At 41.0% G+C, this 23,479-nt stretch carries 30 protein-coding genes; 9 read left to right on the top strand and 21 right to left on the bottom strand.

All coding sequences use genetic code 11. From position 1 onward, the window contains the following. Window positions 1-177: 177 nt before the first annotated feature. Both rplS and HMPREF1535_RS12960 read right to left on the bottom strand, forming a co-directional pair. Window positions 178-525 carry a 50S ribosomal protein L19 gene (rplS, locus tag HMPREF1535_RS12965; RefSeq protein WP_009859510.1) on the bottom strand — a complete coding sequence of 116 codons (348 nt, stop codon included), beginning with the start codon at window positions 523-525 and terminating at the stop codon, window positions 178-180. 147 nt (window positions 526-672) lie between these two features. Beyond that, window positions 673-1,725 carry a PDDEXK nuclease domain-containing protein gene (locus HMPREF1535_RS12960; protein WP_046146320.1) on the bottom strand — a complete coding sequence of 351 codons (1,053 nt, stop codon included), beginning with the start codon at window positions 1,723-1,725 and terminating at the stop codon, window positions 673-675. A 136-nt stretch (window positions 1,726-1,861) separates the two neighbouring features. Between HMPREF1535_RS12960 and HMPREF1535_RS12955 the strand changes: the two genes are divergently transcribed. Both HMPREF1535_RS12955 and HMPREF1535_RS12950 read left to right on the top strand, forming a co-directional pair. Next, the gene (locus HMPREF1535_RS12955; RefSeq protein ID WP_046146319.1) at window positions 1,862-4,861 is read left to right on the top strand and encodes a serine hydrolase domain-containing protein; all 3,000 of its coding nucleotides are present in this window, start codon (window positions 1,862-1,864) and stop codon (window positions 4,859-4,861) included. Window positions 4,862-4,913: 52 nt separating this feature from the next. After that, window positions 4,914-5,942 carry an aminotransferase class I/II-fold pyridoxal phosphate-dependent enzyme gene (locus tag HMPREF1535_RS12950; RefSeq protein WP_009859514.1) on the top strand — a complete coding sequence of 343 codons (1,029 nt, stop codon included), beginning with the start codon at window positions 4,914-4,916 and terminating at the stop codon, window positions 5,940-5,942. A gap of 422 nt (window positions 5,943-6,364) precedes the next feature. Here HMPREF1535_RS12950 and eno read toward each other — a convergent pair whose 3' ends face one another. After that, window positions 6,365-7,651, bottom strand: coding sequence for a phosphopyruvate hydratase (gene eno / locus HMPREF1535_RS12940; RefSeq protein WP_009859515.1), 1,287 nt, complete (start codon window positions 7,649-7,651; stop codon window positions 6,365-6,367). A 235-nt stretch (window positions 7,652-7,886) separates the two neighbouring features. Here eno and HMPREF1535_RS12935 point away from each other — a divergent pair, with 235 nt between their 5' ends. From HMPREF1535_RS12935 to HMPREF1535_RS12900, 7 genes are all read left to right on the top strand, one after another. Continuing rightward, window positions 7,887-8,285 carry a hypothetical protein gene (locus tag HMPREF1535_RS12935; protein WP_010800547.1) on the top strand — a complete coding sequence of 133 codons (399 nt, stop codon included), beginning with the start codon at window positions 7,887-7,889 and terminating at the stop codon, window positions 8,283-8,285. Between the two features lie 128 nt (window positions 8,286-8,413). Further along, the gene (locus HMPREF1535_RS12930) at window positions 8,414-9,223 is read left to right on the top strand and encodes a MotA/TolQ/ExbB proton channel family protein (RefSeq protein ID WP_046146317.1); all 810 of its coding nucleotides are present in this window, start codon (window positions 8,414-8,416) and stop codon (window positions 9,221-9,223) included. Between the two features lie 5 nt (window positions 9,224-9,228). Further along, window positions 9,229-9,837, top strand: coding sequence for an ExbD/TolR family protein (locus HMPREF1535_RS12925; protein WP_009859518.1), 609 nt, complete (start codon window positions 9,229-9,231; stop codon window positions 9,835-9,837). A 12-nt stretch (window positions 9,838-9,849) separates the two neighbouring features. After that, window positions 9,850-10,524 (top strand): ExbD/TolR family protein, encoded by a 675-nt coding sequence (locus tag HMPREF1535_RS12920; RefSeq protein ID WP_046146316.1) that lies wholly within the window; start codon window positions 9,850-9,852, stop codon window positions 10,522-10,524. 37 nt (window positions 10,525-10,561) lie between these two features. Beyond that, entirely contained in the window at window positions 10,562-11,377 is an 816-nt protein-coding gene (locus tag HMPREF1535_RS12915) for an energy transducer TonB (protein ID WP_044215307.1), read from the top strand. 198 nt (window positions 11,378-11,575) lie between these two features. Next, complete coding sequence (locus HMPREF1535_RS12905) at window positions 11,576-12,514, top strand: PstS family phosphate ABC transporter substrate-binding protein (RefSeq protein ID WP_046146315.1); 939 nt, start codon at window positions 11,576-11,578, stop codon at window positions 12,512-12,514. Between the two features lie 21 nt (window positions 12,515-12,535). Next, window positions 12,536-14,116: a tetratricopeptide repeat protein gene (locus HMPREF1535_RS12900; protein ID WP_046146314.1), complete on the top strand. Its 1,581-nt coding sequence runs from the start codon at window positions 12,536-12,538 to the stop codon at window positions 14,114-14,116. An 87-nt stretch (window positions 14,117-14,203) separates the two neighbouring features. Here HMPREF1535_RS12900 and rplQ read toward each other — a convergent pair whose 3' ends face one another. From rplQ to rplX, 18 genes are all read right to left on the bottom strand, one after another. After that, window positions 14,204-14,701, bottom strand: a complete 498-nt coding sequence (gene rplQ / locus HMPREF1535_RS12895) for a 50S ribosomal protein L17 (RefSeq protein WP_010800551.1) — start codon at window positions 14,699-14,701, stop codon at window positions 14,204-14,206. 8 nt (window positions 14,702-14,709) lie between these two features. Continuing rightward, on the bottom strand, window positions 14,710-15,702 hold the full coding sequence (locus tag HMPREF1535_RS12890) for a DNA-directed RNA polymerase subunit alpha (protein WP_009859525.1): 993 nt from the start codon (window positions 15,700-15,702) through the stop codon (window positions 14,710-14,712). 12 nt (window positions 15,703-15,714) lie between these two features. After that, on the bottom strand, window positions 15,715-16,320 hold the full coding sequence (rpsD, locus tag HMPREF1535_RS12885; RefSeq protein ID WP_009859526.1) for a 30S ribosomal protein S4: 606 nt from the start codon (window positions 16,318-16,320) through the stop codon (window positions 15,715-15,717). A gap of 123 nt (window positions 16,321-16,443) precedes the next feature. Then, window positions 16,444-16,833, bottom strand: a complete 390-nt coding sequence (rpsK, locus tag HMPREF1535_RS12880; RefSeq protein ID WP_005634781.1) for a 30S ribosomal protein S11 — start codon at window positions 16,831-16,833, stop codon at window positions 16,444-16,446. Window positions 16,834-16,844: 11 nt separating this feature from the next. Then, window positions 16,845-17,225, bottom strand: a complete 381-nt coding sequence (rpsM, locus tag HMPREF1535_RS12875) for a 30S ribosomal protein S13 (RefSeq protein WP_009859527.1) — start codon at window positions 17,223-17,225, stop codon at window positions 16,845-16,847. A 34-nt stretch (window positions 17,226-17,259) separates the two neighbouring features. Continuing rightward, the gene (gene ykgO, locus HMPREF1535_RS25405; protein ID WP_005645768.1) at window positions 17,260-17,376 is read right to left on the bottom strand and encodes a type B 50S ribosomal protein L36; all 117 of its coding nucleotides are present in this window, start codon (window positions 17,374-17,376) and stop codon (window positions 17,260-17,262) included. A gap of 12 nt (window positions 17,377-17,388) precedes the next feature. Further along, complete coding sequence (gene infA, locus HMPREF1535_RS12870) at window positions 17,389-17,607, bottom strand: translation initiation factor IF-1 (protein WP_009318521.1); 219 nt, start codon at window positions 17,605-17,607, stop codon at window positions 17,389-17,391. A 10-nt stretch (window positions 17,608-17,617) separates the two neighbouring features. Next, on the bottom strand, window positions 17,618-18,403 hold the full coding sequence (gene map / locus HMPREF1535_RS12865; protein ID WP_009859528.1) for a type I methionyl aminopeptidase: 786 nt from the start codon (window positions 18,401-18,403) through the stop codon (window positions 17,618-17,620). A 4-nt stretch (window positions 18,404-18,407) separates the two neighbouring features. Further along, on the bottom strand, window positions 18,408-19,748 hold the full coding sequence (gene secY / locus HMPREF1535_RS12860; protein WP_009859529.1) for a preprotein translocase subunit SecY: 1,341 nt from the start codon (window positions 19,746-19,748) through the stop codon (window positions 18,408-18,410). Window positions 19,749-19,751: 3 nt separating this feature from the next. Next, entirely contained in the window at window positions 19,752-20,198 is a 447-nt protein-coding gene (gene rplO, locus HMPREF1535_RS12855) for a 50S ribosomal protein L15 (RefSeq protein WP_009859530.1), read from the bottom strand. 29 nt (window positions 20,199-20,227) lie between these two features. After that, a complete protein-coding gene (gene rpmD, locus HMPREF1535_RS12850; protein WP_046146313.1) occupies window positions 20,228-20,404 on the bottom strand; it encodes a 50S ribosomal protein L30 in 177 nt (58 codons plus the stop codon). A gap of 16 nt (window positions 20,405-20,420) precedes the next feature. Continuing rightward, window positions 20,421-20,939, bottom strand: a complete 519-nt coding sequence (rpsE, locus tag HMPREF1535_RS12845; protein ID WP_009859532.1) for a 30S ribosomal protein S5 — start codon at window positions 20,937-20,939, stop codon at window positions 20,421-20,423. A 5-nt stretch (window positions 20,940-20,944) separates the two neighbouring features. Further along, window positions 20,945-21,289 carry a 50S ribosomal protein L18 gene (gene rplR, locus HMPREF1535_RS12840; protein WP_009859533.1) on the bottom strand — a complete coding sequence of 115 codons (345 nt, stop codon included), beginning with the start codon at window positions 21,287-21,289 and terminating at the stop codon, window positions 20,945-20,947. Window positions 21,290-21,310: 21 nt separating this feature from the next. Continuing rightward, window positions 21,311-21,862: a 50S ribosomal protein L6 gene (gene rplF, locus HMPREF1535_RS12835; protein WP_009859534.1), complete on the bottom strand. Its 552-nt coding sequence runs from the start codon at window positions 21,860-21,862 to the stop codon at window positions 21,311-21,313. A gap of 16 nt (window positions 21,863-21,878) precedes the next feature. Next, the gene (rpsH, locus tag HMPREF1535_RS12830) at window positions 21,879-22,274 is read right to left on the bottom strand and encodes a 30S ribosomal protein S8 (RefSeq protein WP_009859535.1); all 396 of its coding nucleotides are present in this window, start codon (window positions 22,272-22,274) and stop codon (window positions 21,879-21,881) included. Between the two features lie 54 nt (window positions 22,275-22,328). Beyond that, on the bottom strand, window positions 22,329-22,598 hold the full coding sequence (gene rpsN / locus HMPREF1535_RS12825; protein ID WP_009859536.1) for a 30S ribosomal protein S14: 270 nt from the start codon (window positions 22,596-22,598) through the stop codon (window positions 22,329-22,331). 3 nt (window positions 22,599-22,601) lie between these two features. Next, on the bottom strand, window positions 22,602-23,159 hold the full coding sequence (gene rplE / locus HMPREF1535_RS12820) for a 50S ribosomal protein L5 (RefSeq protein ID WP_046146312.1): 558 nt from the start codon (window positions 23,157-23,159) through the stop codon (window positions 22,602-22,604). After that, a complete protein-coding gene (gene rplX, locus HMPREF1535_RS12815) occupies window positions 23,159-23,479 on the bottom strand; it encodes a 50S ribosomal protein L24 (protein ID WP_009859538.1) in 321 nt (106 codons plus the stop codon). The genes rplE and rplX overlap by 1 nt, the downstream gene beginning before the upstream one ends.

Raw genomic sequence — 23,479 nt, 5'->3', positions numbered from 1 at the left:
TTTATAGGTGACAAAGATAACCCTATTCCCCTGCCGGAAAAACACAAACCGACGAAACGGCTAAAAACATCGGCGAATCGCCTGTCCCTGCTTATAAAGCATTTATCCCTATCCAACAAAAAAGCCACCCGAAACGAATCGGATGGCTTTTTTGTATGGCAATTAAATCCCGAAGGATTAGAATCTTCTTTCTTTGATTCTTGCTTTCTTACCTGTAAGAGCACGCAGGTAATACAATTTAGCACGGCGTACTTTACCCAGTTTGTTTACAGTGATACTTTCGATGAACGGTGATTCGATCGGGAAAATTCTTTCTACACCAATGTTCTCAGACATCTTACGAACAGTAAAACGTTTTTTGTCACCATGTCCTGAGATACGGATAACAACGCCTCTGTACTGCTGGATACGTTCTTTGTTACCTTCTTTAATACGGTAAGCTACTGTAATAGTGTCACCACTCTTGAATGAAGGATATTCCTTCTTTGTAGCAAACGCTTCTTCTGCAATCTTAATTAAATCCATTGTTTTATAGCTTTTTAATTGTAATTTTAAATGAAACGCAATTTAACGGGCTACTTCTCCCGACAGAGATTGCGCAAAGCGGATGCAAAGTAACGAAAGATTTATTTGATACGCAAATTGTTTACGGAATAATTCATTTGGTATCACTTAATTCTTTTCATCCAAATGATTATTTAATTTCGCTTTCGCCCGCTCTATTGAAAGTCTAAATTTCTCTTCCAGTAGTTTTCTATCCGGTAACTTTGTTAAATAATCAGCTACTCTTATATTACATTTATCCAGTTGCATCAATTCTATATGCTCTTCACTTTTTCCTGCACAAAGAATCAAACCGATGGGCAGATTTTCCCCTTCAACCATTTCGTAACGCTCCAACCATCTCAGATAAAGTTCCATTTGCCCTTTATAAGATGCTTTGAACTGCCCTAACTTCAACTCTACTGCAACAAGACAACGTAACCTTCGGTGGAAAAACAAAATATCTATATAATAATCTTCATTGTCAACGGTGATACGTTTCTGCCTGGCTAGAAATGCAAAATCACTACCCATCTCAACGATAAAACTTTGTAATTCTACAATGATGGCAGATTCCAAATCATTTTCAGAATAAGAATCTTTTAATCCTAGAAAGTCTAGAAAGTAAGGATCCCTAAACACTAGATCGGGAGATAATTTTTCTTCTTCTTTTAGTGCTTGAAGTTCATTGCTGATTGTTTGTTCCGGTTTCTGACTGATAGCAGTACGTTCATACAACATGGAATCAATGCGTTCACGGAGGGTACGCACGCTCCAACGTTCTATTTTACACATTTCAATATAGAACTCCCGCCTTAAATCATCTTCGATAAACATTATCATACGAAGATGTGACCAAGTCAATTGTCTACACAATGTGTATACAATTCGCTCTTCAGGAAATATCTGATAGAAGCGCATACAATGACGCAATTGCTTTTCGCCCCAGCCTTTGCCATATACTAATGTAAGTTCTTGCGACAAAGTAACAACGATCTGTTTGCCATATTCTGCACGTTCATTCTTCAGTACATCTTCACTGATCCGTTTACCAACAAACCAATAAAGCATACTTATTTCTGAATTTACAACGGAAGCAACACGAAGACGGCTTTGTTCGATTAATTGTTTGACATCTGTCAAAAGAGTGGAAGATTTGAATAAACGTTCTTTATTTCCCATTTAGACCTATTATTTCATAGTTAATAATATTATTTCTTTGATCAATCGAATACAAAGATAGGTAAAACATTACTCCACTCATACAAAACTTCAGCTTATTTTCTTATTTTTGGTGGATAATAATGATAACGTGAAGATGAGGAAGATACTTACAATGCTGTTATGTTCTGTGTGTTTACTAACGGCCAAAGCACAGACTATTCCTAATATGTACCGTAACGTCGATCAGGCAAAAATGAATCATTGGGTTGATTCTGTGTTTGATAAGATGAGTTACGATGAACGGATCGGGCAACTCTTTATGGTGATTTCCGAACCGAAATCGGATAACCGTACCATGCAACGGCTTATGCGATACGTCAATGAAATAAAGCTCGGAGGAATCCTCTTTCATAAAGGGAATCCTGTTACCCAGGCTGAAGTAACCAACCGGTTGCAAAAAGCGTCACGTGTCCCGATGTTCGTTTCGCTGGACGGAGAATGGGGCTTGTCTATGCGCCTTAGCGGAACGACCCGTTTCCCTAAAAACATGATGCTGGGAGCTATCGAAGATGATAAACTGATTACCGAATACGGAAAGGAAGTAGCCCGCCAATGCAAAGAGATGGGCATTCAAATCAACTTTGCCCCCGATATAGATGTAAATAGTAATACCGATAACCCGGTAATCGGCCTCCGTTCGTTCGGAGAGAATCCCCGTGCCGTTGCCGATAAAGGAATAGCCTATGCTCGCGGATTGGAAACTGCCGGTATCATCTCTGTAGCTAAACATTTCCCGGGGCATGGCGATACTTCGGATGATTCGCATAATACATTGCCTGCCGTCCATCATGACCGGGCACGCCTGGACAGCGTTGAATTGTATCCTTTCAAACGTTACATCTATGATGGTTATGCCGGAGTTATGACCGGACATCTTTATGTTCCGGCACTGGATAAAACCCGTAATCTCCCTTCCTCCTTTTCCCGTCCGATTGTAACAGGACTGTTGCAGGAAGAACTTGGTTTCAGAGGCCTTTGCTTCACAGACGCGCTGGCCATGAAAGGTGCTACGACTAAAAAATCGGATAATCCGTCAGTAAAAGCATTACTGGCTGGGAATGATATATTGCTGGCCCCGGCTGCCCCGATTAACGATTTCACAGCAGTGAAAGAAGCGATCGACGAAGGTATTTTATCCATAGAGGATATCGAAGCCAAATGTATCAAGATACTCCAATACAAATACATTACCGGACTGGATAAATACCGACCGATTGAAACGAAAGGATTAAGCAAACGGCTGAACTCACCGCATGCTGCCTGGCTGGCCGCCAAACTCAATGCAGAAGCAATTACATTATTAAAGAACGAATCCGACATGGTCCCGCTCAGACAGCTGGATAAAAAGAAGATTGCCGCCTTGTCAATCGGTTCGCCTGCCGGAAATGAATTTCAGGAAATGCTGGGACGTTACGACAGTATTGCCTGCTTCAGCATCAGCCGTAGTTCAACAGCTGCACAAATCCAACATGTTTACAGACAGTTGGAGAAATACGATGTAATCATCTGCGGCGTACACACAGTCCGCATCCCTGAAAGCCTGCAACTTCGCCAGCTGGCGACTAAGAAAGAGCTCGTTTATGCCTTCTTTACCCTACCCTATTTCTGTAAGGAATATAAAAGTTCCATTATGAAAGCGAAGGCGGTAGTGATGGGATACGAAGGAACGCCTCTTGCTCAGGAATATGCCGCCCAGGTTATCTTCGGGGGGATTCCAGCTAAAGGCAAACTACCGGTTACCATCCCAGGCGTATTCCATGCCGGAGCCGGTATCTTCACGGAAAAAACACGGTTAGGTTATCACGAACCGGAGGAAGTCGGAGCCAATCCCATACGCCTCGATGTAATCGGATCCATCGCAGAAGAAGGACTTGAAGAAAAGGCCTATCCGGGTTGCCAGGTGCTGGTTGCCAAAGACGGTATGATTATTTACGACAAGGCCTTTGGTTACTTTGACTACGGCCAAAGCCGGAAGGTACAGGAAAATTCCGTCTACGACCTGGCGTCTGCCTCCAAAGCGGCCGGGACCTTACTTGCCGTAATGAAAGCGTACGATGAAAAGAAATTCACCCTCAATAATAAAATAGCAGACTTTCTCCCCGAACTGAAAGGTTCCAACAAGAAAGACCTGAATATAAAAGAATTGCTTTACCATCAGTCAGGAGTTGTCTCCACAATCAATTTCTATCTGAATGCCATCGATAAGGATAGTTACAAAGGCAGCCTTTACAGCAGTGTAAAGAACGCTACCCATCCGGTACGCTTCGATGCCAAAACATACGTACGCAATGATTTCAACTATCTGCCCGACCTGGTTTCTACTGAGAAGAAACCGGGATTCACCACCGAGGTAGCCCGCAACTTCTACCTGCACGATTCCTTCAAAGACAGTATCATGCAGGAAATAAAAGACTCCCGCCTCGGAACACGCGGCAAATATGTGTATAGCTGCGTCAACTTCATCATGCTGAAAATGATGGTGGAAAACCAGATGAAGCAACCGATGGACCAGCTGTTGCATAACGACTTTTATAGCCGGCTGGGAGCCTGGCACACCACTTATAACCCGCTGAAAAGAATAGACAGCCTTCAGATTGTCCCGACCGAGAACGACCAGTTCGTACGCCGCCAGTTACTTCGTGGCTATGTGCACGACGAAGCTGCCGCTTTCCAGGGGGGCGTCTCCGGCAATGCCGGCCTGTTTTCGAATGCCAATGACCTGGCGAAAGTATTACAGCTTTTCCTTAATCAGGGCACTTATGGCAACGAACAATACTTATCAACAGAAACCTGTCGTCTTTTCACCCAAAGTAAAAGCCCGACAAGCCGCCGCGGACTGGGTTTCGACAAGCCTGCCCCGGGAACACATAAAGGTTCTCCTTGCAGCAGCCTGACGCCACCTTCCGTCTATGGACACACCGGCTTCACCGGGACTTGTTTCTGGGTGGATCCGGACAACCAGTTACTTTATATCTTCCTTTGTAACAGGGTCAATCCGTCGCGTGCCAATAATAAACTCAGCCAGTTGGATATCCGCAAACGAATACAGGATGCAATCTATAAGGCAATTGATAGGAAAAGCCAAAAAGATTAGTATTTTTGCACCACCTTTTAGAACAACATTAATTACATAAAACAAATAAAGTATGCTATTCGGACACGGTGATGACTTTTACAATTCGCAGAACGAAGTAAAGATTAACTTCAGTTCTAACGTATGGCACGGTGCTAACCTCGATAAACTCAAGGAACATCTCAATGAGCATTTCAGTAAACTGACACGTTATCCGGAACCGGATGCTGCTTCACTTAAAAGGTTGCTTGCCCGCCGGTATGAGATAAAAGAAGAAAATGTAGTTGTAACCAATGGTTCGATTACCGCTTTCTATCTGTTGGCACAGGCTTGGAGAGGGGCTAAATCAACGATTGCCGTTCCTTCCTTCTCTGAGTATGAAGATGCCTGCCGCCTACACGAACACGAGATAAATTTCTTCCCAACCTCCGACGACCTTTCGGAACTTTCTCTGGAAGGACAGGATTTCTGCTGGATATGCAATCCTAACAATCCGGATGGTAAATTGATTCATCGTACGGAATTGCTCCGGTTGATTGCAGCCAACCGCAATACAAAATTCATCATCGACCAGGCTTATGTTGCCTTTACCACCGAAGATATGCTAAAGCCTTCAGACGTTAAGAATCACCCAAACCTGATTCTTATCCAGTCTATCTCTAAGGCCTACAACATTCCGGGATTACGTATCGGTTACTTGGTGGCTTCTCCAGAAATAACAGCCGAAGTAAATAAGTATATCATCCCCTGGTCGGTAAACGCTATTGCGCTTGAAGCCAGTAAATATATCCTGATTCATCCGGCCCAGTTTACTTTGCCTATCCGTAAGTGGCAGCGTGAAACAGCCGAATTGATTTATCAGTTAAGCAAATTCGATAACCTGGAAGTCATTCCTACTTCAACAACCTTCTTCCTTGTCCGCCTAAAGAAAGGCACAGCGGCAGAACTAAAGAAATACTTGTGGGAGAAGAATGGAATCCTGATTCGTGATGCCTCCAACTTCCGCGGACTGGATGAAACATACATCCGCCTGTCCACCCAAACAAGTGCTGAAAATCAGATATTGATTGATGCTATCCGTGAATGGTTCGCTCAATTATAATAGTATAAAATAGAATAGCCGGAGTAAAGAGATTGTTTTTGCTCCGGCTATTTCATCTCTCACATGCATTAATTCGAATAAAAACCATTCACCTTTTATCTGCCTGTCATCTATCGCTCCCCCTACTGACTATTCCTGCATAGCATACTGTCTTTTACTATAAAAGATATGACTCATTCTCTTTTCCATCGCCGTCGCAAAGCTTACCGACGGACGTGGATAAGCTTGCTGACGTCTGTCGGTAAGCTTTGCGACGGTCGTGAAAAAGACAAGATATAATATGCTTTCGATTAGAAATAAATAACCTCCGGGGTAGTTGCAACTAGCCTTTCTGATAAAGGTAAGGGACATAAACACAAAAAGGCCGCCTCTTTGGGAGGCAGCCCTTCAGTCTATTACATCTGATTCTGTAAGTGTCAGAATTATTTTTTGTACGTCTTATAGCCATAAACAGCCAGATCGCCCAATTCTTCCTCGATACGAAGCAACTGATTGTACTTAGCCATACGATCCGAACGGCTCAATGAACCGGTTTTGATCTGTCCTGAATTAGTAGCTACGGCGATATCGGCAATTGTTGCATCTTCCGTTTCACCGGAACGGTGCGACGTTACTGAAGTATAGCCGTTACGGTGAGCCATTTCAATAGCATCCAGTGTTTCACTTAATGTTCCGATTTGATTTACTTTAATCAGGATAGAGTTGGCACAGCCTTCTTCGATACCTTTCTTCAGGAATTCAACATTAGTTACGAACAAGTCGTCACCAACCAACTGAACACGGTCACCTAAAGCTTTGGTAAGATGCTTCCATCCTTCCCAGTCGTTTTCGTCCATACCGTCTTCGATAGAGTCGATCGGATATTTGTTAACCAAATCCAACAGGTAAGCCACCTGTTCGGCAGCAGTCCGTTTGGCACCGTGGGCACCTTCAAACTTCGAATAATCGTAGATACCCTTCTTATCGTAAAACTCGGAAGCAGCACAGTCCATAGCGATTGTCACATCTTTACCCGGTTCGTATCCGGCAGCTTTAATAGCGGCCATAATAGAACCCAAAGCATCTTCCGTACCGTTGAGAGCCGGAGCAAAACCACCTTCGTCACCAACTGCCGTACTCAGTCCGCGGTCGTGCAACACCTTCTTCAAGGCATGGAATACTTCTGCTCCCATACGCAAGCCTTCACGGAAACTCTTTGCACCTACCGGGCGAATCATAAATTCCTGAAATGCTATCGGAGCATCACTGTGCGAACCGCCATTGATAATATTCATCATCGGAACAGGCAATACATACGTATTTGTTCCGCCTATATAACGATATAACGGTAAATCGAGATAACTGGCAGCTGCTTTAGCTACGGCCAGCGAAACGCCTAACATGGCATTGGCACCGAGTTTCGACTTTGTCTTTGTTCCGTCCAACTGAAGCAGTTTATGGTCGATTGCACGTTGGTTCAATGCACTCATTCCGATGATAACCGGTGCAATTACATTGTTAACATTATCCACAGCTTTCAGTACACCTTTGCCTCCGTAGCGTTTTTTATCACCGTCACGCAGTTCTATTGCTTCATTTTCACCAGTAGAAGCACCGGATGGAACGGCAGCACGACCAAAAGCGCCGCATTCAAGAAGCACATCTACCTCTACTGTCGGGTTACCACGGGAATCAAGAATCTCTCTACCTATTACTTTTTCAATTTTCATAACCTAAATATTTAGTATTCTGTATTTTTTTCACTCAGTACAAATATAACAAACGGTTCACTAAGATTGTTGCCAAACCCTTATAAAGATTTTCGATGAATAAATAGAGGACTGCCTTTTTGAATACTATACTTTATCTATATTTATCCCCCGAATCAACAGGCATTTTTTCTTAAAAAGTTACAACCTTTTGCATTAACAAAATGTTTTAACATAAAAAGTTTATTGTCGAATCATGAAGAAAGTTCTGTCCATATTAACACTCCTTATCCTGATCTTTACAGGGCAGGAGATTGCGTTTAATATCGACAACGAAGAGATGATTCAACCATGTAACCTTAATGGCGAAGAAAAGAGCCTCTCCTACGATAATAAATTAAAACAGTTTGAATTAGGGAAAATCCCTCTTGAGTCTCTTGATATAACTGCACGTACCAAACCGGCTTTCGATAACTACGAACGGCTATTCAAATTATCGAACAGCAATAAGAGTCTTCTTCTCTTGAAGTTGAAAGAGCAGGCCTCACAATATAAAATATCGGAGACATTATCTATTATCCATACAATAAACTACCTCTCGCTTCGCAAATGCGGAAATCAATGGATCTACGTTTTGCGAAAACTCATTATTTGATATTATTATAAGACATTTATAATTGTTGATTATGCCTTCGAATACGGCATGATTCGGGTGTGCATTTCCTTTTTTGTACACTAAGACTATTATTTTCTGTTTTTTATCTCTTTAATAATATCAAAATTATGAAAACAAATCAATCTGTTATATCGAAAACATCTAATGGCGTTTCAGCCGGCATCGTCATTATCATTTGCTTTATCCTGGCAGTATGCTTCTTTCATTTCGTACTGGGCAATCCTTCCAACTTCATGGATAATAATCCGGATAATCATCCGCTTCCCGGCAACTATGCTGGTACGATTTATAAGGGAGGTTTCATTGTCCCCGTTGTTATCACTCTTTTACTTACTGTAATCACCTTGAGTGTAGAACGTTTTATTGCCATCAACCGGTCTAAAGGGAAAAAAGCCCTGCTAGGATTTGTACGTACTATAAAAAAAGACCTTGAAGACGGGAATCTGGACGCAGCTCAAAAGGCTTGTAAAGAACAGCAGGGTTCTGTGGCCAATGTGGTTAACGCCGCATTGACCCGTTACACTGATGTAGAAAACAGGGCGGATCAGACCAAAGAACAAAAGATGGTCATCATACAGAAAGAGATCGAAGAGAGCACGGCACTGGAATTACCGTCTATGGAACAGAACCTGCCGGTTATTGCTACAATCTCGACATTGGGAACTCTGTTCGGGTTGCTTGGAACCGTACTGGGTATGATCCGTTCGTTTGCCGCCCTGGCCAATGCCGGAGCTCCCGACTCGGTAGCATTGTCGACCGGTATTTCCGAAGCTCTGGTCAATACGACCTTAGGTATCGCCACCGGTGCCATGGCTATTATCTCGTACAACTATTTCACCAGTAAAATAGATAATATCACCTATGCCATCGATGAAATAGGTTTCTCTATCGTACAAACATTTGCGGCTAAACACTGAAACATATGCCTAAGATTATAGTAAAACGAAAAAGCACATTCATCGACATGACGGCGATGAGTGATGTAACGGTGTTACTGCTTACTTTCTTTATGCTGACATCTACCTTCATCCAGAAAGAACCGGTCGTGGTTACTACTCCAGCTTCCGTTTCCGAAATAAAAATACCGGAAACGAATATTCTTTCCATCCTGGTAGATCCGGAAGGGAAAGTATTTATGAGCATGGACAAACAAGAGGATAAGGCAAACGTATTAAAGAAGCTGGGCCAAGACTACGGTATTAACTTCAGCGACAAAGAAATATACGAATTCAGCCTTCTTCCTTCCTTCGGTGTTCCTATCCAGAATATGCAGGAATTTCTGAATCTTCCGTCTTCCGAACAGGACCGTCTGACGCAGAATTACGGAATCCCTGCCGATAGCACGAACAACCAATTCAAAGCCTGGGTACAACATGCCCGCGAAGTGAACCGCGACCTGGTGATCGCCATCAAAGCCGACCAACAGACGCCGTATCCTAAAATCAAAAATATAATGAACACATTGCAGGACCTGAGAGAAAACAGATATAATCTCATAACAACTCTCAAGAATGTGCCCGACAATGTTTAAACAACAAGCAGTATGGCAGAAGTAAATACAGATAAAGGAAAAGGCGACGGCAAGAAAGGCAAACAAAAGAAAGTCAATATCCGTGTCGACTTTACGCCGATGGTGGATATGAATATGTTGCTGATCACGTTCTTCATGCTTTGTACTTCGCTGAGTAAGCCGCAGACCATGGAGATCAGTATGCCGTCGAAAGACCATGTCACGGAAGCCGAACAGACAAAAGTGAAAGCCTCTAAAGCCATCACCCTTATATTGGGTGAAGACAGCAAGGTGTACTACTATTTCGGTGAACCGGATTATGAACATGTAGAATCACTGAAAACAACCGATTTTTCTCCTACCGGATTACGTAACATCCTACTGGAACGCAATTCCGACGCTGTACAACAAATATCGGAGTTGAAAGTGAAAAAGCTAAACAAAGATATATCCGAAGATGAGTTTAAAAAGCAGGCTACAGAGATAAAAGGAGGCAAAGATGCCCCGGTCGTACTGATCAAGGCGACCGACGATGCTTCTTATAAAGACCTGGTAGATGCGCTCGACGAAATGCAGATATGCAATATTGGTAAATATGCAATCGTCGATATAACCGACGGAGATAAATTTCTGGTCGACAACCTGAAAAGCGGCGGAGAACTCGCTAAACAAATAGCAGAGGCTAATGCCGGCCCTAAAAGAAAATAATTCGTATCACCAATAAAAAAGAACGATCATGATTAATATGAACAATATAAATCTGAATTCACCGGAGTGGTGCGAATTGATCTTCAACGGGAAGAATAAAGACTACGGAGCATACGAGTTGCGTAAAAATTCTTCCGGCAGACATATCCGCGCATTGATCATTGTAGCTATCGGAGCTATTCTGGTCATGACAATCCCGGTTTTGATCAAATCGGTTATTCCCCAGCACGCCAAAGAGCAGGTACTGGAAGTAACGACACTTTCCAACCTGCAAATGGAAACGAAGGTACCGGAAGAAAATCAAATCCGTAATTTAGAGGCTCCACCTCCTCCCGTACTGAAAAGTACAATCAAATTTACCCCTCCTGTTATTAAGGCGGATAAAGATGTAAGGGAGGAAGAGGAAATCAAGACACAGGAAGAACTGACAACCTCAAAACTGGCTATCTCAGTGGCAGACGTAAAAGGTTCCGAAAGTGAAGATGCCATCGACATTGCAGACCTGAAAGACAACAAGGAAGTGATTGAAGAAGAAACCGAACCTTATGTTGCCGTTGAACAAATGCCGCAATTCCCCGGTGGAAACGAGGCTTTACTGAAGTTCATTAGTACACATTTGAGATACCCGGTAATCGCTGCCGAAAATGGTATTCAGGGAACAGTTACCCTCCGCTTCGTTGTAAGCCCAACGGGAGAGATCACGAAAGTGGAAGTTCTAAGGCAATTGGATCCGGCTTGCGACAAAGAAGCATTACGCGTTATCAAGTCTCTGCCACAATGGGTTCCGGGGAAACAGAATGGTAAACCGGTACCAGTCTACTTTACAGTTCCGGTACGATTTAAATTACAATAAGATGGAGGTAAAGTGTATAAATATGAAGTTTGTCTGGGGTATATTCATGGTCATGATATACCTCGGAATGACTTTCCTGCTGGTTTTCACTAACTTGTTTAATGAGAATATGTCATTCCCTATGCGAATAACAGTTGGTATTCTGTTCTTCTGCTACACTTTATTCAGAGGTTACAGGCTTATAAAAGACGGCAAACGATGAAAAGTTTATTCTATATAACAGTATGTATAGTTCTGTTGGTTTCTTGCGGAAACAAGAAAACAGAAACTCCGGACGATACTCCGACCAGTGGCGTTATCGCTATAGCTTCCGATGGCTGCTTTGCCCCTGTCGTAGAAGAAGAAATCGCCGTTTTCGAAAGTATTTATAAGGAAGCCGGGATTGTTCCTTACTTTTCCGGTGAAACAGAAACTATCAACAGGTTGCTGCGCGATAGTATCCGTCTGGCCATTACTTCACGCCCGCTAACCAAAGAAGAGACGGAATTTATGAACACTAAAAAATTATTCCCCAGAAACATTCAAATAGCAACAGATGCCATTGCATTGATTGTAAATAAACAAAATACAGATTCTCTGATTGGTATCCCTGCATTGAGAGACATACTGACGGGAAAAATAAAAGAATGGAAAGAACTCAGTTCCGATAACCAATCGGGAAGGATCGAAGTTGTATTCGATAACCCTAATTCCGGAACTGTACGCTATGCTATTGATTCAATCTGTAACGGAAAATCATTTTCCGGGGATTTACATGCAATGAAAGAAAACCGGCAAGTAATAAACTATGTATCCCAAAACCGTGGAGCGTTAGGTATCATCGGAGTAAACTGGATCAGTAATCCGTCCGATACAAGCAACATGAGTTTTTCTGAGAATATAAAAGTAATGGCAGTCAGTCCTTACAGGCATGCCACTGCAACAAATAGTTTTAAACCGTATCAGGCCTATATTGCATTGAAAAAGTATCCGATGAGCAGGCCTGTTTATCTGATATTATCAGAACCCCGCATGGGCCTGGCTTCCGGTTTTACAACTTTCATAGCTAGCGACCGGGGACAGCGGATCATTCTTAAATCAGGTATTCTTCCGGCTACACAACCTGTAAGGTTGGTAAATGTCAGAGACCAGTTATAAACCCTATAAATATTTACAGTCATGAAAAAGAATTTATATATAATCCTTTTAAGTTTTATCGCTATTGCCGTTTACGCAGATAACCGGCAAGGCATTGACTTTTACAAAGCCGGCGAACCAACTATAGCAAGCCGGATTTTTGAGAAACAGCTGAGCAGTTCTCCTGCCGAACAGGCTGAAGCTTTATACTATCTGGGAGAAATTGCTTTTGATGAAAATAAAACTTTCGAAGCTCTGGCTAATTACCAGAAAGGATGGACGACATTTCCTGATTATGCCTATAATAAAGTAGGTGAAGGTAAAGTGCTACTCAAAACAGATAAATCTACTGCGCAAAAAGCATTTGATGCAGCAATCAAAATCAATAAAAAAGATGCTTCTGTTTATGTCGCTATTGCTAAAGCCTACTCAATGAACGGAATGGAGGCAGAAGCCCAGGCGGCTCTCGATAATGCAAAGAAATATAATGCTAACGACCCCGCCATTTATTTGTATGAAGGCGATTTACTTATCAGCAAAGATAAACCAGGAGATGCTGCCGGAAGATATGAACAGGCTATCCACTTCGATCCGGCCTGCAAGGAAGCTTATATCAAATATGCAAACGTATATCAGGGAGTCACTCCAACATTATCAATAGAAATGCTTCAGAAAGTAATTTCAAACTATCCGGATTACTTGCCGGCGTACTGCCATTTGGGAAACATCTATTCATTACAAGGGAATTATCCTAAAGCTGTAGCAGCTTATAAAACCTACATGGCAGGAGGTCTTTACTCAACAGACAATCTGGTTCATTATGCCTCTGCTTTGTTCTTCAATAAACAATACGCTGAATCCGGTAAAATAATCAGTGAAGGACAAGCTATTGACCCTGATAACTTTTTATTGAAACGTCTGGCCATCTATAATGATTACGAAAGCAAAGCCTACGAAAAAGGACTGGAAGAAATAGAGACTTTCTTCAATAATCCGGATGCTAAATATATCTGGCAGGACTATTTATATTACGGTCGCCTGTTGAATAAAGCAAAACAATATGATCAGGCAGCAGATGCATTACAGAAAGCTATAAAAGAAAGTTCTTCGCATACAGAAATCTATAAGGACCTTGCTGAAGTTTATAGTAACAGCGAAAATAATGCTGAGGCCATCAAGGCTTATACACAGTATATAGAGGCACTGGGAGAAGAATCGGAAGCTGCTGATTACTATCAATTAGGTAAATATTACTATACAGCAGCTGCAAAAGATAATATTGCAGCACAAAAGTACTTGTTCAAAGCTGATAGCTTATTTGCTATTGTAAAAGAACGTGTACCGGATAGCCACCTTGGTAGCCTATGGCAGGCACGTACACAATCTCAACTGGACCCCGAGACAGAACAGGGTTTAGCCAAACCCTATTACGAGTCTTGCATTCCCATTCTTGAAAAAAACAAAGAGAAATATAGCAATGAATTAACCGAATGTTACCGTTACCTGGGCTACTATTATTATTTGAAACAAGATATGGATAACTCCAAAATTTACTGGAACAAGATTTTATCAATCGATCCATCTAATGCTACAGCGCAGGAAGCTTTAAAAAATATCAAGTAAGTAAACAAATAAATTAATTTGTTTATATACAAAAACAGCCGGCATAAGAATGTCGGCTGTTTTTGTATCGTATATAAGTTACAGAAATTATTCTGCAGCTTTTTCTTCTGTTGCTTCTGCTGCAGGAGCTTCAGCAACCGGAGCAGCTGTTTCAGCAGCTGTAGATTTCTTACGAGAACGTCTTGTTTTCGTAGTTTTCTTAGCTGTAGTATCCTTCAACATGTTTTCGTTGTAATCAACTAATTCAATGAAGCACATAGCAGCGTTGTCACCTAAACGGTTACCAGTCTTAATAATTCTGGTATAACCACCCGGACGATCACCGATCTTCTGAGCTACTTCCTTAAAAAGTTCTGTTACAGCGTTCTTATCCTGTAAAGTACTAAATACCACACGTCTTGAGTGAGTTGTATCCTCTTTGCACTTTGTGATCAGAGGTTCAACAAACTTACGAAGCGCTTTAGCTTTTGCTGTTGTCGTAAAGATTCTCTTATGCTTGATCAAAGAAGAAGCCATATTAGACAGCATTGCTTCACGGTGAGTATTTGTACGACCTAAATGATTGAATTTCTTATTATGTCTCATCGCTTTACTTACTCTTTATCTAATTTATATTTCGTGATATCCATACCGAATGAAAGGTTCAGGCTTTCAAGCAGTTCATCAAGTTCAGTGAGCGACTTCTTACCGAAGTTACGGAATTTCAACAAATCATTCTTGTTGAATTTAACCAGTTCACCCAATGTTTCAACATCTGCAGCTTTCAAGCAATTCAAAGCACGAACGGAAAGGTCCATATCTGCTAGCTTGCTCTTAAGCAACTGGCGCATGTGAAGTACTTCTTCATCGAATTCTTCATTGCCGTCAGTATCTACTGTCTCGATCGCAATCTTTTCATCTGAGAACAACATGAAATGATGTATCAGAATCTTAGCAGCTTCTTTCAACGCTTCCTTCGGATGAATAGAACCATCTGTGGCTATTTCAAGAACCAACTTTTCGTAGTCCGTCTTTTGCTCAACACGGAAGTTCTCGATTGAATACTTAACATTACGTATAGGAGTATAAATAGAGTCGATGGCAATAACGTGAACGTCTGCATTCGGGTCTCTATTTTCATCAGCGGGAACATATCCGCGTCCTTTATTTATTGTTAATTCAATCTGGAAACCAGCGTTCGGATCCAAACGGCAAATAACCAAGTCTGGATTCAATACTTCGAATCCGGTCAGCTGTTTACCTATATCACCGGCTTTGAACACTTCCGAACCCGAAACAGTAATACTTACTTTCTCATTCTCTATGTCGTCTACAATATGCTTGAACCGTACCTGTTTCAGGTTCAAGATAATGTTTGTTACATCTTCAATAACACCGGGAATTGTACCAAATTCATGGTCAACACCTTCGATCTTAATGGATGTAATAGCAAAACCTTCAAGCGACGACAGGAGAATACGGCGCAGAGCATTACCTATAGTAATACCATAGCCGGGTTCCAACGGACGAAATTCAAACTTTCCGAAGAAATTGTCCGCTTCCAACATTAATACTTTATCGGGTTTTTGAAATGCTAATATCGCCATGGAAATCAATTATTATTTAGAATACAATTCTACGATCAACTGCTCTTTAATGTTTTCAGGAATGTCAGTTCTTTCCGGCAGATGCAGTAATTTTCCGCTTAAAGAAGACTGATCCCACTCAATCCAAGGATATTTACTGTGGTTGAATCCTGATAATGCATCAGCAATCACTTCCAAAGACTTGGATTTCTCTCTAACACCAACGATCTGACCGGCTTTCAAAGAGTAAGAAGGAATGTTTACAACCTTACCATCAACTGTAATGTGACGGTGAGAAACCAACTGACGTGCAGCAGCTCTCGTAGGAGCAATACCCAAACGATAAACTACATTGTCCAAACGACCTTCCAGTAACTGAAGCAGAACTTCACCGGTAATACCTTTTGAACGCTGCGCTTTGTCGAACAGGTTTCTAAATTGTTTTTCCAATACACCATAAGTGTATTTAGCTTTTTGCTTCTCGCGAAGCTGAATTCCGTATTCAGAAGTTTTTCTTTTTCTGGCGTTACCATGTTGTCCGGGAGGATAATTCTTTTTAGAAAGAACTTTATCCGGTCCGAATATAGCCTCACCAAACTTACGGGCAATTCTTGTTTTTGGTCCAGTATATCTTGCCATTTTTTTATTGTTTTAATTTTTCTGTCTGAATCTGGAACCGTGCAGCCGCGATTACAGAGAGGATAAGGTCTTTATGCAATCTATTCACAATTCCGGATTCAATGTTCAAGAAACTATAGTTAATTATACTCTTCTCTTTTTCGGAGGACGACAACCATTGTGAGGCAGCGGAGTAACGTCTACGATTTCAGTTACTTCGATTCCGGCACCGTGGATAGTTCTGATAGCAGACTCACGTCCGTTACCCGGTCCTTTTACGAATACTTTTACTTTTCTCAAACCAAGATCATAAGCTACCTTAGCACAATCTTGTGCTGCCATCTGAGCGGCATACGGAGTGTTCTTTTTAGAACTTCTGAATCCCATCTTACCTGCAGAAGACCAACTGATTACCTGACCTTCACTGTTGGCAAGAGACACAATAATGTTATTGAAAGAAGAATGAATATGAGCTTGACCGTAAGCGTCAACTTTTACGTTTCTCTTCTTTGCTGCGACTGTTTTTTTTGCCATATCAACTCTTATTATTTAGTAGCTTTTTTCTTATTTGCAACAGTTTTCTTCTTACCCTTACGAGTACGAGCATTGTTCTTTGTGCTCTGGCCTCTCAAAGGCAAACCAATACGGTGACGAACACCTCTGTAACATCCGATATCCATCAGACGCTTGATGTTTAGTTGAACTTCAGAACGAAGATCACCTTCTACCTTGTACTCAGCGCCAATGACTTCACGTACTTTTGCAGCTTGATCATCTGTCCAGTCTTTTACTTTGATATCACGATCAACGCCTGCTTTCTCTAAAATAGATTTTGAAGCACTCCGACCGATACCGTAGATATAAGTCAAAGCGATTTCTCCTCTTTTATTTTGTGGCAAGTCTACACCAACTATTCTTATAGCCATATTACTTACTTAATTATTTTGCAAAAATAATAAATTATCCCTGACGTTGTTTATACTTAGGGTTTTTCTTGTTAATTACGTATAAGCGACCCTTTCTTCTTACAATCTTACATTCAGGTGTACGCTTCTTTAAAGATGCTCTTACTTTCATATCTAGTTATTTTTATTTATATCTAAAAGCAATTCTACCTTTTGATAAATCATACGGAGACATTTCTACTCTAACCTTATCACCAGGAAGAATTTTAATATAATGCATACGCATCTTTCCTGATATGTGGGCAGTAATTTCATGTCCGTTCTCTAATTCCACACGAAACATTGCATTTGACAATGCTTCTACTATAACTCCATCTTGTTCAATAGCTGCTTGTTTAGCCATATAAATCAAATTAAATTGCGTTATTTCCTAGAACTTCTTCTACAAATTCAAATGAAGATAAAATCTGAGGACCATCGGGTCTTATCGCTATACAATGCTCAAAATGAGCAGAACATTTTCTGTCTTTTGTACGCACCGTCCAACCGTCCTTTTCAAAAACGACATTTTTGCTTCCCATATTGATCATAGGTTCAATGCAGATGCACATACCACTACGCAATAAAGCTCCGCAACCATATCTTCCATAATTGGGTACTTCAGGTTCTTCATGCATCTTGCGTCCGATACCATGTCCCACCAGTTCCCTTACAACAGAGTAACCTTTCGATTCACAGTATGTCTGCACCGCATGACTAACATCTCCTACTCGTTTTCCTTCTACAGCTTGTTGAATACCTTGATAAAGAGATTCTTTTGTCGTCTTCAACAAATTCTTCACTTCCGGTGCCACTTCACCTACACAAAAAGTATAAGCTGAATCGCCAACAAAGCCATTCAATATGGTACCACAGTCAACTGATATGACATCACCTTCTTTTAAAACTGCTTTTGAGGAAGGAATACCATGCACTACCTGCTCATTTACAGAAGCACATATTGAATTTGGAAAACCACCATACCCTAAAAAAGCTGGGACTGCTCCATTATCCCTAATGAATTCTTCAGCAATCTTATCGAGTTGAAGAGTTGTAACCCCGGGAGCAATATGCTTTGCCAATTCTCCCAGTGTCCGGCCTACCAATTGATTGGCCGAACGCATCAACTCGATTTCTTCATCTGTTTTTAAATAGATCATCCTATTAATAAGCGGCAACTGAGCCTGTACGACCTTTAATTCTTCCTGACTTCAACAAACCGTCATAATGACGCATCAACAAATGACTTTCTACTTGCTGCAATGTATCCAACACTACACCAACCAAAATCAACAAAGATGTTCCTCCAAAGAACTGAGAGAACTCCATACTCACACCAGCGATTCTTGCAAAAGCAGGCATAATAGCTACCAATGCCAAGAAGAATGCACCCGGAAGAGTAATACGATCCATGATTGTATCCAGATAGTCTTTGGTACTTTTTCCAGGTTTAACACCCGGAATAAATCCATTGTTTCTCTTCAAATCATCAGCCATCTGGGTCGGATTGATCGTGATAGCTGTATAGAAATAAGTAAAGAGGATAATCAATACCGCAAATACAAAATTATACCAGAAACCGGTATTATCCATAAATGCAGCCCAAAAACCACTTTGATCACCTGTACTGGAGAATCCTACAATAGAAATAGGAATAAACATAATTGCCTGAGCAAAGATGATAGGCATAACGTTTGCAGCATTTACCTTTAAAGGAATATACTGACGAGCGCCACCATATTGTTTGTTACCTATAATTCTCTTAGCGTACTGTACGGGCACTTTACGAGTTCCCTGAACCAATAAAATTGCACCGGCAATAACAAGTAAAAGAAACAGCATTTCAAACAAGAACATAACCAGACCACCAGTTTTTTCACTTGTTCTTGAAATAAATTCCTGGAACAATGAATGCGGCAGACGGGCTATGATACCAATCAAAATGATAAATGAAATACCATTTCCAACACCTTTATCTGTAATTCTTTCACCTAGCCATAAGATAAACATACTTCCTGCAGCCAGAATAATAGTAGAAGATATAGTAAACAGAATACCCGGAGGTAAAGCTGCACCAGCGGCCTTCAACTGAACACTTAAGTTCACCAGATACGTCGGCCCCTGGAATAACAGGATAGCTACTGTGAGGTAGCGAGTCCATTGATTGATCTTTCTACGACCACTCTCCCCTTCTCTCTGTAATTTCTGGAAAGAAGGAACTGCAATGGCTAACAACTGCATAACAATTGAAGCGGAAATATAAGGCATAATACCCAATGCAAAAATAGAAGCATTAGAGAATGCACCACCTGAAAACATATCCAACAGTGCAAGCAATCCGCCTCTTGTCTGCGCCTGTAAAGCGGTTAACGCTTGAGGATCAATACCAGGAAGTACTACATACGTTCCGAAGCGATATATAGCCACCAATAAAAGAGTGGTGAGGATCCGATTTCTCAGATCCTCAATCTTCCAGATATTTTTTATTGTTTCAACTGCTCTCATGACTTAGAGTTTAACAACAGTTCCACCTACGGCCTGGATAGCTGCTTCTGCACTTTTAGAGAAAGCATGAGCTTCAACATCTAATTTAACAGTCAGGCTACCATTACCAAGAATCTTAACCATTTGAGATGATGAAATAAAACCAGCTTCGATCAATTCGTTAACACCTATTTTAGTTAAGTTCTGAGATTCAGCCATTAACTGTAATGTAGCGATATTGATAGCTTTATATTCAACACGATTAATATTCTTGAAACCAAATTTAGGCAAACGTCTCTGAATAGGCATCTGACCGCCTTCAAATCCGATCTTTTTTGAATAACCAGATCTTGACTTTGCTCCTTTATGACCTCTTGTTGAAGTTCCTCCTAATCCTGAACCCGGACCACGGCCGATTCTTTTTCTGGTCTTAGTAGATCCTTCAGCAGGTTTTAAATTTGATAAGTTCATATCTTATAATTTATTTTTTCAACCAATTATTACTTTTCTACTGAAACCAAATGTTTCACTTTCTCAACCATGCCTAAGATAGCCGGAGTAGCTTCATGCTCTACTACACGGTTCAACTTTGTCAGGCCCAGTGCATCAAGTGTTCTTTTTTGGTCTTTCGGGCACTTAATTCTACTCTTAATTTGTTTAATTTTAATAGTCGCCATAATTTTTCCTCCCTAATTAACCTCTAAACACTTTTTCTACAGATACACCTCTGTTCTGAGCTACAATAAACGGACTTCTCAATTCACCCAGCGCAGCAATAGTAGCTTTTACCAAGTTGTGAGGGTTTGATGATCCTTTTGATTTAGCCAAAACGTCAGTAATACCAACACTCTCCAATACAGCACGCATAGCACCACCGGCTTTTACACCAGTACCATGAGATGCCGGTCTGATCAGCACCTGTGCACCACCGAATTTAGCAAGCTGTTCGTGAGGAATAGTACCTTTATGAACAGGAACCTTGATCAAATTCTTTTTAGCAGCTTCTACACCTTTAGCGATAGCTGTCGTTACTTCACCAGCTTTACCTAAGCCCCAACCGATGATACCGTCTTCGTTTCCTACTACGACAATAGCAGCAAAACTAAAAGTACGTCCACCTTTCGTTACTTTAGTTACGCGGTTGATTGCAACTAATCTGTCCTTCAACTCTAAGTCGTTGGTCGATTTAACTCTATTATTAACTCCTGCCATCTTCATTAAAATTTAAGGCCGCCGTTACGTGCAGCATCTGCTAATTCTTTAATTCTACCGTGATACAGATAACCATTACGATCGAAAACAACAGCCTGAATACCAGCTTCCTGAGCGCCTTTAGCGATCAATTCACCAACCTTGGCAGCGATTTCTTTTTTGGGAGCCTTAACATCTAATTTCAAAGATGAAGCAGCAGCCAAAGTTTTACCTGTAGTATCATCTATAACCTGTGCATAGATCTGCTTGTTGCTTCTAAACACAGTAAGGCGTGGACGTTCAGGTGTTCCTGCAACTTTCCCACGTATTCCTCGTTTTATTTTTAATCTTCTTTCTTCCTTCGTTGTCATGATAATTTCAGTTTACGTAGATTACTTACCTGCTGATTTACCAGACTTTCTGCGAATTTCCTCACCCACAAACTTAATACCCTTACCTTTATACGGTTCCGGCATTCTGAATGAACGAATCTTAGCACAAATCTGACCCAGTAATTGTTTATCAGCTGATTCAAGGATAATAAGAGGATTCTTATTTCTCTCAGTCTTCGTTTCAACCTTCACCTCTTTAGGTAACTGCAAATAGATGTTGTGAGTATAACCTAAAGAAAGATCCAACAGCTGTCCTGTGTTAGTAACACGGTAACCAACACCGACCAGTTCCAGTTCTTTTTTGTATCCTTCAGATACACCGATCACCATATTGTTGATCAGAGAACGATACAAACCATGTAATGCACGATGGTTCTTATCATCTGTCGGTCTTGCTAAATGAATAACTCCATCTTCCAGAGTTACATTAATATCAGGATTAACAGCCTGAGTCATTTCGCCCTTAGGACCTTTTACAGTCACCACGCTATCCTTAATCGTAACCGTTACACCGGCCGGCACATGAATTGGTAATTTTCCTATTCTTGACATTCTTCTTTCCTCCTAATTAATAAACATAACATAATACTTCACCACCGATCTTCAGATCGCGGGCTTCTTTGTCTGTCATCACACCCTTAGAAGTCGAAAGAACGGCAATACCTAAACCATTCAATACTCTCGGCATTTCTTTGTAACCAGTGTACTTACGCAAACCTGGAGTAGAAACTCTCTCAAGTTTCTTGATTGCATTCACTTTGTTTACCAGGTCATACTTCAAGGCAATCTTAATTGTTCCCTGAGGACCTTCTTCTACAAACTTAAAATTAAGAATGTAGCCCTTTTCGAAAAGGATCTTAGTGATCTCTTTCTTTAAATTTGACGCCGGCACTTCAACAACTCTGTGCTTCGCTTTAATTGCATTACGCAATCTTGTCAAATAATCTGCAATAGGATCTGTCATATATAAATGAATTAAATTGATCCGGCCACCCGGACAATATTTAAATAAAAAAACTTACCAACTTGCTTTCTTTACACCCGGGATTAAACCATTGGATGCCATTTCACGGAATTGAATACGTGAAATGCCGAACTGGCGTACATACCCTTTCGGACGACCTGTAATTTTGCAACGGTTGTGCAAACGTACAGGAGAAGCATTTTTAGGTAAAGCCTGCAAAGCTTCGTAGTCACCAGCAGCTTTCAGTTCAGCTCTTTTAGCGGCGTATTTAGCTACTAGTTTTGCTCTTTTAACCTCGCGAGCTTTCATTGATTCCTTAGCCATAACTTAGTCTTTTTTTGCATTTTTAAAAGGCAACCCAAATTCTCTCAACAGAGCATACCCTTCTTCATCTGTTTTCGCAGAGGTCACAAAGGTAATATTCATTCCTAATATTTTAGTAATATTATCGATATTTATTTCAGGAAAAATAATTTGTTCCTGAATACCCAGGGTATAATTACCTCTACCATCTAACTTACTTTCAATACCTTTAAAGTCACGAATACGCGGAAGAGCGATACGAACTAATCTTTCCAAAAATTCGTACATCTGCTCACGACGCAATGTTACCATCACGCCGATAGGCATTTTTTTACGCAACTTAAAGTTTGAGATATCCTTTTTAGATACTGTCGCAACGGCCTTTTGACCAGTAATTGTAGACAATTCGCTGATTGCGATATCGATGATCTTCTTGTCGGCAGCAGCCATACCCAAACCTTGATTGATTACAATCTTCTTCAATACGGGTACCTGCATTACTGATTTATATCCGAACTCTTTTGTCAAAGCAGGAACAATTCTGTCCTGATATTCTTTTTTAAGACTGGCAGTATTGCTCATTACTTAATTTCCTCCCCTGATTTTTTAGAATAACGAACTAAAGCACCTTCAGCATTTTCTTTACGTCCGATACGTGTCGGTTTACCTGATTTCGGGTCAACCACGTTCAGGTTTGAAATATGAATAGGAGCTTCCTTCTTTTCAATTCCTCCTTGCGGATTCTTTGCATTAGGCTTGGTATGCTTTGATACCATATTAACGCCTTCAACAATAGCACGGTTCTCGTCTACGAGCACCTGTAAAACACGACCTGTTTTACCTTTGTCTTCGCCGGCATTAACAAAAACTATATCGCCTTTTTTGATATGTAATTTACTCAT

Source organism: Parabacteroides goldsteinii DSM 19448 = WAL 12034, assembly GCF_000969835.1.
In the GTDB taxonomy this organism is placed as follows: Bacteria; Bacteroidota; Bacteroidia; order Bacteroidales; family Tannerellaceae; genus Parabacteroides; species Parabacteroides goldsteinii.
This window is presented reverse-complemented; position numbering and strand designations above follow the sequence as displayed.